Source organism: Nonomuraea sp. NPDC003804 (genome assembly GCF_040610675.1).
GTDB lineage: Bacteria > Actinomycetota > Actinomycetes > Streptosporangiales > Streptosporangiaceae > Nonomuraea.
The window spans coordinates 255,121-271,948 of the sequence record NZ_JBEXMT010000003.1 but is presented as its reverse complement, the minus strand read 5'-3'; the positions used below and the strand labels follow the sequence as shown (position 1 = coordinate 271,948).

At 71.2% G+C, this 16,828-nt stretch carries 14 protein-coding genes; 6 read left to right on the top strand and 8 right to left on the bottom strand.

What is annotated here, in order from left to right; translation table 11 throughout:
• The first annotated feature begins 2 nt into the window (after positions 1-2).
• Positions 3-911, top strand: coding sequence for a CDP-alcohol phosphatidyltransferase family protein (locus ABZX22_RS05560; protein WP_354906331.1), 909 nt, complete (start codon positions 3-5; stop codon positions 909-911).
• Positions 904-1,947, top strand: coding sequence for a sulfotransferase (locus ABZX22_RS05555; RefSeq protein WP_354906330.1), 1,044 nt, complete (start codon positions 904-906; stop codon positions 1,945-1,947). Before ABZX22_RS05560 ends, ABZX22_RS05555 begins: the two co-directional genes overlap by 8 nt.
• Here ABZX22_RS05555 and ABZX22_RS05550 read toward each other — a convergent pair.
• The 8 genes from ABZX22_RS05550 to ABZX22_RS05515 all read right to left on the bottom strand — a co-directional run bounded on the left by ABZX22_RS05550 (position 1,932) and on the right by ABZX22_RS05515 (position 12,507).
• Positions 1,932-2,981: a glycosyltransferase gene (locus ABZX22_RS05550; RefSeq protein WP_354906329.1), complete on the bottom strand. Its 1,050-nt coding sequence runs from the start codon at positions 2,979-2,981 to the stop codon at positions 1,932-1,934. The two genes, ABZX22_RS05555 and ABZX22_RS05550, sit on opposite strands and share 16 nt — an antisense overlap.
• A complete protein-coding gene (locus ABZX22_RS05545; protein WP_354906327.1) occupies positions 2,978-5,662 on the bottom strand; it encodes a CDP-glycerol glycerophosphotransferase family protein in 2,685 nt (894 codons plus the stop codon). The genes ABZX22_RS05550 and ABZX22_RS05545 overlap by 4 nt, the downstream gene beginning before the upstream one ends.
• Before the next feature lie 79 nt (positions 5,663-5,741).
• The gene (locus tag ABZX22_RS05540) at positions 5,742-6,413 is read right to left on the bottom strand and encodes an SRPBCC family protein (protein ID WP_354906326.1); all 672 of its coding nucleotides are present in this window, start codon (positions 6,411-6,413) and stop codon (positions 5,742-5,744) included.
• A 308-nt stretch (positions 6,414-6,721) separates the two neighbouring features.
• Entirely contained in the window at positions 6,722-7,564 is an 843-nt protein-coding gene (locus ABZX22_RS05535) for a xanthine dehydrogenase family protein subunit M (RefSeq protein WP_354906324.1), read from the bottom strand.
• Positions 7,561-9,951, bottom strand: coding sequence for a xanthine dehydrogenase family protein molybdopterin-binding subunit (locus ABZX22_RS05530; protein ID WP_354906322.1), 2,391 nt, complete (start codon positions 9,949-9,951; stop codon positions 7,561-7,563). Before ABZX22_RS05530 ends, ABZX22_RS05535 begins: the two co-directional genes overlap by 4 nt.
• Complete coding sequence (locus tag ABZX22_RS05525) at positions 9,948-10,415, bottom strand: (2Fe-2S)-binding protein (RefSeq protein WP_354906321.1); 468 nt, start codon at positions 10,413-10,415, stop codon at positions 9,948-9,950. Before ABZX22_RS05525 ends, ABZX22_RS05530 begins: the two co-directional genes overlap by 4 nt.
• Positions 10,416-10,553: 138 nt before the next feature.
• Positions 10,554-10,772, bottom strand: coding sequence for a hypothetical protein (locus tag ABZX22_RS05520; RefSeq protein ID WP_354906320.1), 219 nt, complete (start codon positions 10,770-10,772; stop codon positions 10,554-10,556).
• Positions 10,762-12,507: a PspC domain-containing protein gene (locus ABZX22_RS05515; protein WP_354906318.1), complete on the bottom strand. Its 1,746-nt coding sequence runs from the start codon at positions 12,505-12,507 to the stop codon at positions 10,762-10,764. The genes ABZX22_RS05520 and ABZX22_RS05515 overlap by 11 nt, the downstream gene beginning before the upstream one ends.
• Before the next feature lie 124 nt (positions 12,508-12,631).
• On the opposite strand from ABZX22_RS05515, the gene ABZX22_RS05510 reads away from it, so the two are divergent.
• The 4 genes from ABZX22_RS05510 (at position 12,632) to ABZX22_RS05495 (ending at position 16,782) form a co-directional block, all read left to right on the top strand.
• Complete coding sequence (locus tag ABZX22_RS05510) at positions 12,632-13,834, top strand: PspC domain-containing protein (RefSeq protein WP_354906316.1); 1,203 nt, start codon at positions 12,632-12,634, stop codon at positions 13,832-13,834.
• On the top strand, positions 13,831-14,463 hold the full coding sequence (locus ABZX22_RS05505; protein WP_354906314.1) for a response regulator transcription factor: 633 nt from the start codon (positions 13,831-13,833) through the stop codon (positions 14,461-14,463). The genes ABZX22_RS05510 and ABZX22_RS05505 overlap by 4 nt, the downstream gene beginning before the upstream one ends.
• 140 nt (positions 14,464-14,603) lie before the next feature.
• Positions 14,604-16,004, top strand: a complete 1,401-nt coding sequence (locus ABZX22_RS05500) for a glutamate--cysteine ligase (protein WP_354906312.1) — start codon at positions 14,604-14,606, stop codon at positions 16,002-16,004.
• A 115-nt stretch (positions 16,005-16,119) separates the two neighbouring features.
• Entirely contained in the window at positions 16,120-16,782 is a 663-nt protein-coding gene (locus tag ABZX22_RS05495; RefSeq protein WP_354906311.1) for a neutral zinc metallopeptidase, read from the top strand.
• Positions 16,783-16,828 lie beyond the last annotated feature (46 nt).

Sequence of the window (16,828 nt, the reverse complement as noted above, 5' to 3'; positions counted from 1 at the left end):
CCATGAGGACCTACTCGCTCGATGATGTCCACGCGACATGCAAGCGGAGAGACTCGTGGTGGACCGTGTACTTCGTGGACCCGGTCGCCTGCCGGGTCGCGCTGTTCGTCGCCAACCGCACGAACATCACGCCGAACGGGCTCACGGTCTTCTCGCTGGTTCTCGGCATGGCGTCGGCCGCGTGTCTGGCGGCCGGTCAGCTCGCCGCGGGGGCGGTGCTGTTCTACCTGAGCTTCATGATCGACTGTGTCGACGGCAAGATCGCCCGACTCAAGGGCACGGGGACGCCGTTCGGCCTGTGGCTCGACTTCATGGGCGACAGGATCAGGGAGCTGTGCTGCGCCACCGGTCTCGCCTACGGCCAGTACGCGGCCACGGGCAACGTCGCCTTCATCGTGCTGGGCGCCGTCGTGGCCGTGCTCGACATGTTCAGGTACGTCAACGCGCCGCAGATGAAGCGGGTCAGGGAGACGATCAGAGAGGAGATCGCCTCCAGGACGCCGCCTCAGCTGCCGGCGCCGAGAGCGCACCAGCCACTGGTACGCCAGCCGAGTTCGCTGCAGGGGACGCGGCCGGCACCGGCGCACCAGACGGAGGCACCGCCCTCGAGGCCGCAGCGACCCGGGCCACGGCGCCGGATGCTGCGAAGGCTCACCAGAGCCATGGCCAGGCGGAGGGTCAGATCCCACGTGATCAGCGGCATCGAATTCCACGCGACGGTCTTCGTGATCGCGCCGCTGCTGGGACAGTCGTCACTCATCCCCGTCATCGCGGGCATCAGCGTCCTGTTCCTGACCAACGAGATCTTCCTTGTCTATCGGATGTGGCTCTTCACCCGCCGCAACAGCGCGGTCCCCAAGCCCGAGGAGAGCCGAGAGTACGTGCCAATGGGGGGTTCACTAAATGTCTGACAGGCCGATATTCGTCGTTGGCTGTCCGCGCTCGGGTACCACGCTGCTGCAGCTCATGCTGCACCAGCACCCAAGGATCGCGGTGCCGCCGGAGACCAGGTTCGTGGGCGCCGTCTACAACAAGCGTCGCTCGTTCGGCGACATGCGGCTGGGCGCCAACCGTCTCGCGCTGGCCGAGTGGATGTCGGGGGAGCGTACGAAGTTCCGCGAGCTGGGCATCGACAGGGACGAGTTCATCAGGCAGGCGGTCGACGGGCCCGGTTCGCTCGGCTCCGTGATCGGCATCGCGTTCAGGATGTACGCCGAACGCTTCGGCAAGCCCCGGTGGGGCGACAAGCGCCCGAGCTACGTCAAGCAGGTCGACATGCTGGTCAGGCTGTTCCCTGACGCGCAGTTCGTGCACCTGATCAGGGACGGTCGCGACTGCGTCTCCTCGCTGAAGGAGATGCCGTGGTTCAAGCACGACTCCTTCCACGCGATCTCCATCTGGGCGGAGGCGATCGACGCCGGCAGGCGGCTGCGCAAGACCATGCCGGAGGACAGCTACTACGAGCTGCGCTACGAGGACCTGACCGACGACCCCGCGACCGAGCTGAAGAAGCTCTGCTACTTCCTCGACGAGGACTTCGACCCGGCGATGTGCTCGCCGCACGAGGTGGCCAGCGTCGCGGTGCCCGTCCACAAGGTCTGGCACAGCAACACGCACGGCGAGGTCATGAAGTCGCGGGTGGGCAGCTGGTCGGCGCGCCTCGACGAGTGGGAGATCAGGCTGTGCGAGCAGGCGCTCGGCAAGCGGCTGGAGGCCAACGGCTACGAGCTGACCGGCGTGCCGCAGGCGGCGATGGAACACGTCGCCCGCCTGCAGAAGGTCATGCAGAAGCGGCGCGGGGCACGGCTGCGCAAGAGCATGCGCGACCGGTTCCTCCGCTTCCGTGAGCCCGGTCCCGTGGCGGCGCTGCTGACCTCGACCCAGCGCTCGCTCGCAGGGGTCCCCCAGCAGCGCACCGAGGCGGAGATCCCTCAGCGCGTCATGTGAGCGAACAGCTCCTCCCAGCGGTCGAGCACGGATTCCAGACGGAACGTCTCGGCCCTGACGCGAGCGGCGGCGCCCAGGCGCCGCCGCTCGTCCGCCGACCCCATGAGGGCGGCGAGCCGTCCGGCGAGGGCGGGCACGTCGCCCGGGGGCGCGAGCAGCCCGCCGATCGAGCGCACCCCTCCTGAGACGTCGAAGGCGACCGAGGGCAGGCCGTGCGCGGCCGCCTCCATCAGCACCAGCGGCAGGCCCTCGTGCTCGCTGGACAGGGCGACGATCGAGGCCGACAGGTACTCCCGCGTCATCGCCGCCGCGGGCACGCGCCCGCGGAACACCACCCGGTCGGCGACGCCCTCCTTCCGCGCCCAGGCGCGCAGCCTCGGTTCCTCGGGCCCGTCGCCGAGCAGGTGCAGCTCCCACGGCGGGGCCGCCGCCTCGGCGAACGCGCTGATCAGCCGGTCGAACCGTTTCACGCCCGCCAGCCTGCCCACGCCGAGCACCCTCGGCGCCGACAGCTCGGCCCGCGCGCCGGGCCAGGCCTGCAGGGGGTTGGGCAGCGACCAGGTGTTGGGCAGCAGCGCGTGCTCGGCGAACAGCCGCGCGTCGTCCTCGCTGAGGAAGACGGCCTGGTCGAGACCGCCGTAGTGCTTCCTGATCGAACCCAGGTGCGAGCAGATGCGGGCGTGCTGGTAGGAGCCGTGGTACTGGCCGATGGTGCGCGTCCGGGCGGGCAGCAGCCCCGACAGCCGCGTCACCACTCCCGGCGAGGTCAGGACGGCGAAGCCGGGCCCGATCCCGGTCAACAGCCTGCGCACCCGCGCTCCTTCGAACCGCGACGCCCGGGAGGACCGGTTGACAACGTGCCGCCGGTAGAGCGGCCGCCCGACGTACCGGAACGGATCCCGCGCCCGGTGCAGGCCCACGACGTGCACCTCGTGGCCGCGCTCCGCCAGACCCTGCGCGAGCGTGTGGGTGACCTGCTGGATGCCGCCGAGGGTGTCGGCGTCCACGCAGGCGAACACCAGCGGCCCGCTCACGTCGCCCCCCGCAGCGGGGACCGCTCGGCCACAGGTACGGCGAGCGGCGCACGGAAGAAGTCGGCCACGACCCTGGCGGCGGCGTCACCCCGTTCCTCCTCGCACCACAGCCTGCGCGCCGCGGCGTACCTGGCGGCGAAGGAGGCGTGCACCGCGGGCAGGTGGCGCAGGCACTCGACGAGATCGGCGGTCGTGGTGACGCACGGGCCCGGCGCGATGGCGGGCAGGTCGGTGTTGACGCCGCGCTCGGTCAGCCGGTACTCGTCCCAGTCGTCGACGAAGAACAACATCGGCTTGCCCGTCACCGCGTAGTCGCACATCACGGACGAGTAGTCGGTCAGCAGCGCGTCGGAGACCAGGATCAGGTCGTTGATCTCCGGATAGGAGCCGGCCGGCGTGACGAAGTGGCGCAGGTGCGGGGGCACCTGGTAGCGCTCGACGGGGTGGGTGCGCAGGATCAGCGCCCATTCGCCCGACAGAGCCTCGGCCAGTTCCTCCAGGTCCACGCGCACCGAGGCGCCCGAGCCCTTGGCGCCGTCGCGGTACGTGGGCGCGTAGAGGAGGATCTTGCGTCCCGGCGGGATCTCCAGCCGCTCGCGCACGCCTTCGGGCGGCCGGCCGCGCACCAGCGCGTCGCAGCGCGGCGTGCCGTACCGCAGGACACGGCCCTCGTAGCCGAGAGCGGGCACGAAGTAGCGGGAGAACTCGGCGCTCGGCGAGATCAGCGCGTCCCATCGGGCGACGGCCGCGCGCCACTGCTCGCGCGGGCCGGGCAGGTCGGCGCGCAGGTCGGGGGCGTCGAAACCGATCGACTTGATGCCCTGGCCGTGCCAGGTCTGCAGGTAGCGGGTGCCGCGCGGCTTGGGATGGTCGAGGGGGAAGCCGTGGCTGTCGACCCAGACGCCCGCGCGGGCCATCGTCCAGACGTAGCGCCAGCTGCCGCGCCGGACGAGGGCGGCGTCGGAGGGGAAGTCGGCCCGGGCGCGGGCGACCGACCAGACGACGCTGACGGGCAGGCCGCGGCGCCGTACCTCCTCGTAGACGGCGCGGGGGCTGCCGGTGTAGCCCTTGCCGCAGTCGGCCTCGAACAGGGCCAGGTCAGGGCGGGGCGGGACCAGCCTGATCAGCGCCTTGTAGGCGGCCAGCTTCGTCCGGGGCATGCCCAGCCTCCTGAGCACGACCCGTTTCAGCCGGGAGAGCGCCACGCGCGGCGTGCGCCGCGGGCGCACGCACAGCTGGCCCGCGCTGCCCTCGGCGCTGACCCGCAGGTGGCGGAGGGTGAACGGCGCCATGCAGGGGTCGGCGAGCAGCACGTCCGTCGTGGTGCGGCCGTCGGGTCCGGTGAAGCCGATGCGCGGGTCACCCCGTCCCCGCAGCGTGGCCAGATCGACGGTGACCTCGCTGAGGTAGCCGCCGTCGGGGTCGGGCACGGGGGACAGCGGCGTCCTGACGGTGCCGCACCGCAGGGACGCGGTCCACCCGGGCGCCGCCGTGAGGACCCCGAAGGGGTCGTAGGTGCGCACCCGCAGCCGCATCCGCGTGCCCGCCGACGCGAGCGCGACCACCTCGTGGCGCAGCCTGGAGGCGGTGTAGGGCAGCTCGGCCAGGTGCAGCGCGGTGATGTCCATGCCGGGCGCCGGCGTGCGGCCCCAGTACGTGCGCCCGCCGCGCGTGACGACCTCGCGCGGCGGCGCCTGCGGGCCGTTCAGCGACCTGGCGGCCACGCGCAGGTCCTCGGCCCTGTCGGCGAGGATCAGGTGGCAGCACACCCGCGCCGTGGCGGGCAGCCGCTCCAGCACCTCGCCGGGGATCTGGGCGAGGTACGGCCTGACCACCCCGGCGAACTCCGCGGCCCACGCCACGTCGCGCGAGGGCAGCGGGTTGAGGTAGACGCGCAGGTCCTGGCGGACGAAGCGGTACTGCCGATCGGGCACCAGGTCGCCGAATCCGTGCGCGCGCAGCACCGCGTCGCTGCGCCTGGCCGCCTCGAGGCGGTGGCGGACGTTGTCCATCTCCTTGGTGCTCATCGAGATGGAGGTGCCGTCCTGCGGCCTGTGCCAGTGGTAGACGGTCCACGGCACGACCGCGAACCTGCGTGCCGCGCAGTACATCTCGGCGCCGAAGACGTGGTCCTCGTAGAGGATGTCCTCGGGGAAGCGCAGCGCGTGACGGCGCAGGAAGGACACGTCGAACAGCTTGTTGGTGGTGAAGCAGTCGAGGAACAGGTCAGGCTCCTCGCGGATGCCCTCGACCGTCCGCCGCCTCGCGAACAGGTGCGGGTAGTAGCGGTGGGTCCGGCCACTCGACTCGTACAGCCGCGCGATCTGTCCCGAGACGAAGTCGGCGCCGGTCCGCTCGATCTCGGTGAGCAGGCTCTTGCACGCGTGCCGTGGCAGCGTGTCGTCACTGTCGAGGAACATCACGTACGGCGAGAGCGCCGCGTCGAGCCCGTCGTTGCGCGGCGCTCCGCATCCGCCCGAGTTGACCTGCCTGCGCACGTAGCGCACCCGGGGGTCGGCGCGCGTGAGAGCCCCGGCCACGCGCGGGGTGTCGTCGGTGCTCGCGTCGTCGCAGATGATCACTTCGAGGTCGCGGAGCGTCTGGTCGAGCACGGAGCGGACCGCCCGGGGGAGGCGGGCGGCGTCGTTGTAGGTGATCACGACAACGGTGCAGTCCGGCATGCGTGTTCTCCCCCGAGTCCTGAGGCTCGAAAAAGACATTCCCCTGCGATTGCCTAAGTGTCGTGACTTGATGGCCTTTTTACCGGACAATTCGCCGGATTAGCCACACAACTAGGGCTATTCCGACAATTGCCCCGACAATGGGCGCGATTCTCTTGAGCAGCGGCGCTCCGGCGATCTCCAGCAGGTCGAGCGCCTCCTCGTCGGGTGTGCGCGAGGTGCGCAGCGTGCCGCTCGGCCGGATGTCCTGCTCTTCCTCCTCGATCTCCGGGACCGCCGCCAGATGGCGCTCCTCGGCGGCGGGCTCGCCCAGCAGCTCGGCCAGGTTCGCCGCGAACGTGTCGATGAGCTTGGCGCCCACCTCCGCCATGACGCCCCTGCCGAACTGCGCGGGACGTCCCGTGACGTTGAACGAGGTCTCGACCTTCACCGTGGTGGCGCCGTCCGACGGGGTCAGCCGGGCGGTGACCGTGGCGCTGGCGGTACCCGAACCGCGCGCCTCCTTGCCGGAGGCGCCGAGCGTGAGGGCGTAGGCGTCCTTGTCGACGTCCTCGAACCTGGCGCCGCCCCGGTAGGTGACGGTGATCGGGCCCACCTTCACCTTCATCCGGCCGATGAACTCCTCCCCCTCGACGGTGTCGAGCGTCGCCCCCGGCAGGCACGGCGCCACGCGCTCGACGTCGAGCAGCGCCGCCCAGGCCTGCTCGATCGGGACAGGAACCGTGAACTCGTGCTCGAACCGCATCGCCATCGATCCGCTCCTTCCACCTGTCTGCTCACGCTCTCTCAGCCTCGTCCCCCGCGCCCTTCGACGGCTACCCTCCGGACCCGTACGAGGGAATCGGCAGGACCGCCTGCTCCGCAGGACCGCACGCGCCGGTTCCTCGCAGGACGCATCTGCCCTCGGCGGCGGCGATCAGGCACTCCGGCGGCCCGCACACGGCTGTCTCCGAACGGCCCGCCCCGAGGACACCCCGGCGTATCGAGGTGCCCTCAGGAACCGGTGGCTCGCGGCGCCCTCGAAACCGGTGGCACGGGGTGCCCTCAGGAACCGGTGGGTCAGGGGGCGCCGGTCGCCGCCAGCACCGCCCGCCGCGTCAGCACCTGGGCCAGGTGCCGCCGGTAGTCGGGCTGGGCGTGCAGGTCGGCCGTGGGGGAGGTGCCCTCCGCCGCCGCCGCGCACGCCTGCGCGACCGCGTCGCCGAGCTCGGCCCCCCGCAGCGCCGCCTCCGTCGCGCCGGCGCGCAGCGGCGTCGGCCCCATGTTGGTGAGCCCGATCCGCGCCTCCTGGATCGAGCCGTTGGACCGGCGGACCGCCGCCGCCACGCCGACGATCGCCCAGGCCTGCGCCGTACGGTGGAACTTCTCGTAGTGGAAGCCCCACCCCGGCCCCAGCTTGGGCACCCTGACGCCCACCAGGATCTCCCCCGGCTCGAGCGCCGTCTCCAGGTAGTCGAGGAAGAAGTCCGCGGCGGGGATCTCCCTCGACGAGGTGACCAGCACGCACTCCAGCGCGAGCGCCACCGCGGGCAGGTCGCCCGCCGGGTCGGCGTGGGCCAGGGAACCGCCGAAGGTGCCGCGGTGCCGTACCGCGGGATCGGCGACGGTGGCGACGGCCATGGCCACCAGCGGGCAGCCGGAGGTGACCACGGCCGAGCGCATCACCTCGTCGTGCGTGGCCGTCGCGCCGATGAAGACGTGCTCGCCCTCGTCGCGGATGCCGGCCAGCTCCTCGATCCTGCTGACGTCCACCAGCAGCGACGGGAACGACAGCCGCAGGCGCAGCAGCGGCAGCAGCGACTGCCCCCCGGCGAGGACCTTCGCGTCCTCGTCGGCGGCCAGCGCCTCGCTCGCCTCCCGGAGGGAGGTGGGGCGCAGATAGTCGAACTGGGCCGGAATCATCGGATGGCCCTCCAGATCCGTTCGGGCGTGCATGGCATCTGGATGTCGTGGACGCCTCTCGGCCGCAGGGCGTCGACGACGGCGTTGACGACGGCCGGAGTCGAGGCGATCGTGCCCGCCTCGCCGACCCCCTTGACGCCGAGCGGGTTGGACGTCGCGGGCGTCTCGGTCCTGTCGGTGACGAAGTCGGGCAGGTCGGCGGCCGACGGCACCAGGTAGTCGGCCATGGTCGCGGTCAGCAGGTTGCCGTCGGCGTCGTGGACGGCCTCCTCGAACAGCGCCTGCGCGATGCCCTGGGCGAGGCCGCCATGGACCTGACCCTCGACGATCAGCGGGTTGACCACGTGTCCGACGTCGTCGACCGCCACGTACTTGCGGATCTTCGTCAGGCCGGTCTCGGTGTCGACCTCGACCGCGCACAGGTGCGTGCCGTGCGGGAAGGAGAAGTTCTCCGGGTCGAACGTGGCGTCGGCGTCGAGCCGGGGCTCCAGGCCGTCGGGCAGGTCGTGAGCGGCGAAGGCGGCCAGCGCCAGCTCCTGGATCGTCTTGCTCGACGTGGTGCCCTTCACCGTGAAGGCGCCGCGGGTGAACTCGAGGTCGTCGGGCGAGCACTCCAGCGCGTGCGCGGCCAGCCGGCGGGCCTTCTCCTTCACCTTCTCGCAGGCCTTCAGGACGGCCATGCCGCCCACCACGAGCGAGCGCGAGCCGTAGGTGTCCATGCCCTTGTGCGAGATCGCGGTGTCGCCGTGCATGACCGCGACGTCCTCGAACGGCACGCCCAGCGAGTCGGCCACGATCTGGCTCCACGCGGTCTCGTGGCCCTGGCCGTGCGGCGAGGTGCCGGTGACGACCTCGACCTTGCCGGTGGGCAGCATGCGCACCGAACCGTGCTCCCAGCCGCCCGCGCCGTAGCTGAGCGAGCCGAGCACCCTGCTGGGCGCCAGGCCGCACATCTCGGTGTAGGTGCTGACGCCGATGCCGAGCTGGACGGGGTCGCCCCTGTCGCGCCTGTCGGCCTGCTCGGCGCGCAGCTTGTCGTAGCCGAACAGGGCCAGCGCCTTCTCGGTGGCCGCCTCGTAGTTGCCCGAGTCGTAGGTGAGCCCCGCGATCGTGGTGTACGGGAACTCCTCGTGCCTGATCCAGTTGCGCCTGCGCACCTCGATGGGGTCGAGGCCGAGCTCGGCGGCCAGCTCGTCCATGACCCGCTCGATGGCGTAGGTGGCCTCGGGACGGCCCGCGCCGCGGTAGGCGTCGGTCGGCATCTTGGTGGTGAAGACACCCGTGCAGTCGAAGCTGTAGGCGTCCATCTTGTAGATGCCGTTGTACATGAAGGCCCCGAGCAGCGGCACGCCGGGCGTGACCAGCATGAGGTAGGCCCCCATGTCGGCGAGCAGCTCGACCTTCACCCCCCTGATCCTGCCGTCGGACTCGGCGGCCAGCGTGACGTGCTGGATCTGGTCGCGGCCGTGGTGCACGGTCAGGTTGCCCTCGGAGCGCGACTCGGTCCACTTGACCGGCTTGCCGAGCTTCCTGGTGAGCAGCAGGCAGAGCACCTCCTCCGCGGTGACCTGCAGCTTGGAGCCGAACCCGCCGCCCACGTCGGGCGCGATGACGCGCAGCTTGTGCTCGGGCACGCCCGTCGTGAGCGCCAGCATCACCCGCAGCACGTGCGGGACCTGCGTCGCGGTCCACAGCGTGAAGCCGTCGCCGTCGGTGGTCGCCACCACCGCGCGCGGCTCCATCGCCGACGGGATGAGGCGCTGCTGGACGTAGGTGCGCTCGACGAGCACGGGCGCGTCCCTGAGCGCCGCCTCCATGTCGCCCTGGGCGAACGTCCAGGTGAAGGCCTTGTTCCCGGCCTCGTGGACCTTCGGGCCCGCGTCGGTGAGCGCCTGCCTCATGTCCATGACGGCCGGCAGCGGCTCGTAGTCGACGTCGATGGCATCCAGCGCGTCGGCCGCCAGGTAGCGGTCGATGGCCACCACGCAGGCGACGGCCTCGCCCGGGTAGCGCACCGTCTCCACCGCCATCGGCGGGTGGTCGGGGATGACGACGTCCTCGCTCACCGGCCACGCGCACGGCAGGCTGCCCTGCTCGCCGGCGAAGTCCTGACCGCTGAAGACGGCCACCACGCCCGGCATGTCCTTCGCGGCCGAGACGTCCACGCCGGTGATCCTGGCGTGCGCCATGGGGCTGCGCTTGAAGACGACGTACAGCATGCCGGGCAGCTGGATGTTGTCGGTCCACTGGGTGCGTCCGGTCAGCAGGCGGGCGTCCTCCTTGCGCCTGCGCGCCCTGCCGACCTCCCGGCCGTCGGCCGGTTCGGACAGCTGGCCGCTCTCGGCCACCTGCTCGGCCACCAGGCCGGCGTCGAGTTCTTCGGTCATGGCGTCCTCACCGCCGCCCCTCGCCGTACCGCTCTGACGATGTTGCAGTAGCCGGTGCACCGGCAGAGGTTGCCCTCGAGGCCCTCCCTGATGGCCTCCTCCGACGGGTCCGGGTTGTGGTTGACCAGGTCGATCGCGGCCATGACCATGCCGGGCGTGCAGTAGCCGCACTGCAGCGCGTGCTCCTCGTGGAAGGCCTGCTGCATCGGGTGCATGGTGCCGTCGGACGCCAGGCCCTCGATGGTGACGACCTCCGCGCCGTCCGCCTGTACGGCGAGCACGGAGCAGCTCTTCGCGCTCTTGCCGTCGAGCATGACGGTGCAGGCGCCGCAGTTGCTGGTGTCGCAGCCGACGGGAGTCCCGGTCTTTCCCAGACGATCTCGGAGCAGGTGCACGAGGAGGAGCCGCGGCTCCACGTCCTCCTCGTAGCGGATCCCGTCGACGGTGACGGAGATGCGAGGCATACGTCCTCCCTCGATTCCTGAGGTCGGCGAGAAAGGCGCGTGCCGGGCCGCCGCGGTGATGCGCCCGCTCGGAGCGAGGCGGCGGTCCGGGGGGCGTTTCTCATCGATAAATGGAACGTACGCCTAACTAACGCCAGGTCAAGTGCGGCGCACCGACCGCGCGACGACGGCGACGACACCGGCCAGCCCCAGACAGCCGAACAGCAGCGCCAGCAGCAGGACGAAGTCTCTGATGACGCCCGTCACCAGCAGGATGCCGAGGACCACGAACAGGATGCCGCTGAGCAGAGCCATCCAGTCGGTGCGGTGCAGCAGCGGCTGCCGGGAGGGCTGCGGAAGGTAGGGGTCATGCCGCAACGCGCACCTCCATGTCACCCAGGCCGCCCTTGAGGTTCAGCACGATCGTGGGCGGCTCGCCCTTCGGCGGGGTCTCGGGCTCGAGCACCCTGTCGACCTCCACGTCCGTGCCGCCCTCGAACGACGGGCCGACCTTGACGTCGCCCACCCTCGAGGTGGCGTGCACCTCGACCCGCGCCGTCGGCGGGACGATCACGACGAGCTCGCCGACGGCCAGCTTGGCGTTGAACGTCACCTTCGCGCCGGGCGAGAGCTTCAGCTCCGACAGGTCCAGCGTGCCGTCGCCGATGCCCACCTCGTAGGTGCGCCGGACCTCGGCCATCGTCGTCGGCGTCCAGGTGGACGTGCCGATCTTCCCGGGCAGGTTGCCGAGCATCAGGCTCACGCTGATGATGAGCGTCAGCACGGTGCCGAGCGCGATGAGCCCGGCCCCGCGGCCGAGCCAGGTGGCCACCAGCAGGCCCGCGCCGATGGTGATGAGCATGGCGCCGCCCACGGCGGTGAGGCTGGGGGCGGTGGATCCTGAGGTGGCTTGGGCCGCCACGACGATCCCTCCAACGATCAATGCCAGCAGGACGGTGATCACGCCGGTGAACGACCTGCGTCGCCTGGGGCGCGGGGTGGCGACCTGCGGGCCGTAGCGGCTCAGGTCGTAGGGCGAGTAGCCGGCGCGCCTGCGGGGGTCCAGCGGCTGGAAGGGACCGTGCGGCGCGAACGGCTCGCCGTAGGAGTAGGCGGGCTGCCGCGGCGGGGGCGCCTGGCGGCGCGGCGGCGGCGGCCCGTACGGCTCGGCCCCGGGGATCTCGTTGACCCGGGTCGGCGCCGGCCGCTCGCCCTCGGCCTCGCGGCTCGCCTGCCACGCCGGCGGCTGGTGGATCTCGACGGTCGGCTGCGGCTCAGGGGCGGCGGGTCGACCGGCGCCGGGCCGGTGCCCCTCTTCGGGCGCCGGACCCCGCAGGTCCGCCCCCTCCCCGCTGTCCCGGTCCTCCCGGGCCTTCTGGACGTCCTGGGTCTCCCGGATCTCCTGGGCGCCCTGGATCTGCGTGTGCTGGTCCTCGTGGGCGGGCCGGACCGGTTCGGCGTGCCGGACCTCCTGAGGCCGCGGCGCGTCGGCGGCCGGCGGGGTGACCGGGGCCTGCGTGCCGGGTGCCGGGGGCGTGCGGAAGGCCGCCGTCGCGAACGACGTCGTCGGCGGGGCCTCGCGCCTGACCGGCGTCGGCTCCCCGCGCAGGCCGGTCGGCGCAGGGCCGTGGCCGATGTCCTCCGGGGCGAGCGGCTCGGTCCTGCGGTTGAGCCGCTCCGGCAGCGACCGCGCCAGAGCCGGCAGGTCCATTCCCCTGGCGTGCGCGGTCAGCAGCGTGATCGCCATCAGCGTGGCGACCACCAGCGTGCCGGTGCCCAGCCACACCGTGGCCAGGTTGACGATGAGGCCGAACCCCGCGATCCCGGTCAGCAGCGCGAACACGGTCTCGGCGTCGAAGTCGCGCCTGGTCCACTGCTCGACGTAGCCGGGACGGCCGTTGCTCTCCTTCATGAGCAGGAAGGCGGCGACGTACAGGAACAGGCCGATGCCGGAACCCAGCACCAGCATGGGGAAACCGACGCGGAAGACCACCGGGTCGATCCCCGTGTAACGGCCGAGGCCCGCGCAGACGCCGGTGAGCATCCTGCCCTCGTCGCTCCTCTTGAGCACGCGAGGCGGGGCTGCCTGGTCGATGGGCGGCGCTTCGGTCATGACACCATCGTGGCGTGCCGGGCGCCGGCCCGCATCCGGGACTCCCCTGAGGCGACCCCGAGAAGACGAACCAGGGCTCTTCCCTGATGCCCGCGAGGCCGCGACGTGTGACTATTGCGGTGTTATGGCTGACCAACAGACTCTGCGCGAGACGGACGACGCGCCCTTTCCCCGCCTGATCCGTCCGTTGGAGGGCCGGCTCGTGGGCGGCGTGGCCCAGGCGCTGGCCACCCAGCTCAAGCTGGACCCCATCGTGATCAGGCTGAGCTTCGTGCTGCTCAGCGTCGTGGACGGGGTGGGCGTCGTCGCCTACGCCGTCCTGTGGATGATCACGCCGCGCAGGCAGCACGAGGGCGCGGTGCCCCCGCGCGACTGGAGCCAGCTGGCCGCCTTCACCGCGATCGGCGTGGCGCTGTTCGCGTTCGGGTGGCTCACCGGCGCGTCCAAGGGCGGGCTCGGCATGGTGCCGTTCGCGGTGGGCGGCATCGGGGCGCTCATCCTGTGGCAGCAGGCCGATCCCGAGCGGCGCCAGAGCTGGGTCAGCGGGGCCACCAAGGGCATGCGCCAGAACCGGGTGCGCACGCTGCTCGGCGTGATCCTGGTGGTCGCCGGCGCGATCGGCTTCCTCTTCCTCGAGGGGGAGCTGGACGCCGCCAGGCCCGGACTGCTCTACACGGCCGTCGTCGTCGGCGGTCTCGCGGTCATCGCCGCGCCGTGGCTGGCCGGCCTGTGGAAGGAACTGCAGCTCGAACGGCGCGAGCGGATCAGGCAGGAGGAGCGCGCCGAGGTCGCCGCGATGGTGCACGACTCGGTGCTGCACACCCTCACCCTGATCCAGCGCGTGGCGCACGACCCGCGCGAGGTCACCAGGCTGGCGCGGGCGCAGGAGCGCGACCTGCGCAACTGGCTGTACCAGCCGGCCCAGGACGCCGACGCCACGCTCGCCGCCGCCGTACGGCGGATCGCGGCGGAGGAGGAGGACGCCCACGGCGTGCCCATCGAGGTCGTCTGCGTCGGCGACGTCGATCTCGACTCGGGAGGCAGGCTGGCCGCGATGCTCAAGGCGTCGAGGCAGGCCATGGTCAACGCGGCGAAATATTCTGAAAGCCCGGTCATCTCCGTTTATGCGGAGGTGGAGGGTGAAGAAGTCACAATTTTCGTGAAAGATCGGGGTAAGGGCTTCGACCTGGACGAGGTGCCGCTGGATCGCATGGGGATCAGGGAGTCCATCATCGGGAGAATGGAGCGCCACGGCGGCAGCGCCAGGGTGCGCACCGAGCCCGGCGAGGGCACGGAAGTGATGTTGACCATGAAGGTGGAGAAATGATTCGCGTGCTGATCGTCGACGACCATCGGCTGTTCCGCTCCGGCGTCCGGGCCGAGCTGGGCGACTCGATCCAGGTCGTGGGCGAGGCCGAGGACGTCGAGTCGGCGGTGAAGGCGGTCGCCGCGCTGGAGCCCGACGTGGTGCTGCTCGACGTGCACATGCCGGGCGGCGGCGGCCAGGAGGTGCTGCGCAGGGTGCTCGGCGCGGGCTCGCAGGTGCGCTTCCTCGCCCTGTCGGTCTCCGACGCCGCCGAGGACGTGATCGGCGTGATCAGGGGCGGGGCGCGCGGCTACGTCACCAAGAACATCAGCGGCCGCGAGCTGACCGACGCCATCCGCCGGGTCGCGGACGGCGACGCGGTGTTCTCCCCCCGGCTGGCGGGGTTCGTGCTCGACGCCTTCGCCTCGACGGAGGCGCCCTCCATCGACCCCGAGCTCGACTCGCTCACCCAGCGCGAGCGCGAGGTCCTGCGGCTGATCGCGCGCGGCTACGCCTACAAGGAGATCGCCAAAGAGTTGTTCATCTCCGTCAAGACCGTGGAGACCCACGTGTCGTCGGTGCTCCGCAAGCTCCAGCTGTCCAACCGGCACGAGCTGTCGCGCTGGGCCACCGCCAGGCGCCTCGTGTAAGGGCGGTTGACGACTTCGCCGAGGTCGCGAGGGGTCCGAGCCTTGAAGGAGCCCGGGTCTCATGCGACATTGCGGATATGGGCAGAGACGTGCCAGTCGTCGTGTTCAGTCGAGATGATCGACGGAATTACCGTGACAAAGTGCGGAGAAATCTGGACACGTTTGCCCAGATGCTGCGGGAGTCGCGCTTCGAGTTCGACCGGCCGCAGGCCGGGCTGGAGATCGAACTCAACCTGGTCGACGAGCGCGGCGAGCCCGCGATGCGCAACGCGCAGGTCCTGGCGGCCATCGCCCAGCCCAACTGGGCCACCGAGCTCGGCCAGTTCAACGTCGAGATCAACATCGCGCCGCAGAGCCTCCAGGGCGACGGCGCGCTCCGCCTCGAGGAGACGGTACGCGCCAAGCTCAACCACGCCGAGGAACACGCCCGGACCCAGGGCGGCCACCTGGTCCTGATCGGCATCCTGCCGACCCTCCACCAGGAGGACACCCACGAGGGCACCCTGTCGGCCAACCCGCGCTACAAGCTGCTCAACGAGCAGATCTTCGCCGCCAGGGGGGAGGACCTGCACCTGTTCATCGAGGGCGTCGAACGGCTCGACACCTACGCCGACAGCATCACCCCCGAGGCCGCCTGCACCAGTGTCCAACTGCACCTTCAGGTCAGCCCCGAGGCGTTCGCCGCCCACTGGAACGCCGCCCAGGCCATCGCGGGCCCGCAGGTGGCCGTCGCCGCCAACTCGCCCTACCTGTTCGGCAAGGAGCTGCACAGGGAGACCAGGATCGCGCTGTTCGAGCAGGCCACCGACACCCGTCCCACCGAGCTCAAGAGCCAGGGGGTACGGCCCCGCGTGTGGTTCGGCGAGCGATGGATCACCAGCGTCTTCGACCTGTTCGAGGAGAACGTCCGCTACTTCCCCGCGCTGCTGCCGATCTGCTCCGACGAGGACCCGCACGAGGAACTGGCGGCCGGACGCATTCCCTCCCTCGACGAGCTGACCCTGCACAACGGCACCATCTACCGGTGGAACCGGCCCGTCTACGCCGTCGTCGACGGCACCCCGCACCTGCGCGTGGAGAACCGCGTCCTGCCGGCGGGCCCCTCGGTCCTGGACATCGCGGCCAACGCGGCCTTCTACTACGGGCTCATGCGGGTGCTGCCCAACGCCGAGCGGCCCGTGTGGAGCCAGATGTCGTTCGCCACGGCGGAGGAGAACCTGGCCGGCGCGGCCAGGCACGGCATCGACGCCCGGCTGTACTGGCCGGGGCTCGGCGACGTCCCGGCGGCCGAGCTGATCCTGCGCAGGCTGCTGCCCATGGCGGCCGAAGGGCTCGCGCAGTGGGGCGTCGACACCCCGGTCGCCGAGCGGTTGCTCGGGGTGATCGAGGGACGCTGCCTGCTGGGCAGGACGGGAGCGACCTGGCAGGTGGAGGCGGTCCAGGCGTTCGGCGGGGAGCGGCGGGAGGCGCTGCGCAGGATGACGCTGGAGTACATCGACCGCATGCACGCCAACGAGCCCGCCCACGCGTGGACCCTCTGACATCGCGGAACCCTGGGGACCCCTGGGACCCCTGGAACCCCGGCCCCCTGTCCCGCCGTTGCCCGCGCCCGCCCCCAACGGCGCGTGTCCCGAGCCTGCCAGGCAGGATGGAGGTATGACCGCGCGTCTCCTGACAGCCGCCCTCCTGATGCTGCTGCTCGCCTCGTGCGGCGGCACGGCCGGCAGGAGTTCGACCGCCGGCGCGAGCTCGAGCGCCGGCGTCCAGGGCGACACCTTCGAGGAGGACGTTCAGCTCGCCCAGACCTATACCGAGCAGTTCTGGGCCGCGCAGTTTCGATCGATCGGCCGCGTCTACCGGCCGATCACCGAGTTCATCCCCTACCGGGGAGACAAGGGCCCCGCGTGCGGCGGCGAGCCGGCCGCGTCGGGCAACGCCTTCTACTGCCCCGAGGGCCACTTCATCGCCTACGACAAGGACTGGATGGAGCAGCTGTGGAAGCAACTCGGCGACGGCTCCACCTATCTGATCATCCCGCACGAGATCGGCCATGCCGTACAGGCGCAGCTGGGCACGGAGTTCGAGCTCAACGTGCAGTACGAGCTGCAGGCGGACTGCTACGCGGGCGCGGCGCTGGCCGGGCTGGTGAAGGCCGACGTGCTGAGCGCCGAGCCGGGCGACGACAAGGAGCTGATGCTCAACCTGCAGGAGGCGGGCGACCCCGACGACGACTGGTTCAGCCCCGACGCCCACGGCACCGCGCAGCAGCGGCAGCAGGCGTTCACGACGGGCTACACCAAGGGCGTGGGTTCCTGCTGACGTAGGTTCCTGCTGACGTAGGCGGAAGTACGCCTCAAGGGTGATG

Bases quoted from the DNA above. Each gene is read 5' to 3' on its own strand.
- ABZX22_RS05560 (WP_354906331.1), top strand. From the start codon at position 3: ATGAGGACCTACTCGCTCGATGATGTCCACGCGACATGCAAGCGGAGA.
- ABZX22_RS05555 (WP_354906330.1), top strand. From the start codon at position 904: ATGTCTGACAGGCCGATATTCGTCGTTGGCTGTCCGCGCTCGGGTACC.
- ABZX22_RS05545 (WP_354906327.1), bottom strand. From the start codon at position 5,662: ATGCCGGACTGCACCGTTGTCGTGATCACCTACAACGACGCCGCCCGC.
- ABZX22_RS05540 (WP_354906326.1), bottom strand. From the start codon at position 6,413: ATGGCGATGCGGTTCGAGCACGAGTTCACGGTTCCTGTCCCGATCGAG.
- ABZX22_RS05535 (WP_354906324.1), bottom strand. From the start codon at position 7,564: ATGATTCCGGCCCAGTTCGACTATCTGCGCCCCACCTCCCTCCGGGAG.
- ABZX22_RS05530 (WP_354906322.1), bottom strand. From the start codon at position 9,951: ATGACCGAAGAACTCGACGCCGGCCTGGTGGCCGAGCAGGTGGCCGAG.
- ABZX22_RS05525 (WP_354906321.1), bottom strand. From the start codon at position 10,415: ATGCCTCGCATCTCCGTCACCGTCGACGGGATCCGCTACGAGGAGGAC.
- ABZX22_RS05515 (WP_354906318.1), bottom strand. From the start codon at position 12,507: ATGACCGAAGCGCCGCCCATCGACCAGGCAGCCCCGCCTCGCGTGCTC.
- ABZX22_RS05510 (WP_354906316.1), top strand. From the start codon at position 12,632: ATGGCTGACCAACAGACTCTGCGCGAGACGGACGACGCGCCCTTTCCC.
- ABZX22_RS05505 (WP_354906314.1), top strand. From the start codon at position 13,831: ATGATTCGCGTGCTGATCGTCGACGACCATCGGCTGTTCCGCTCCGGC.
- ABZX22_RS05495 (WP_354906311.1), top strand. From the start codon at position 16,120: ATGACCGCGCGTCTCCTGACAGCCGCCCTCCTGATGCTGCTGCTCGCC.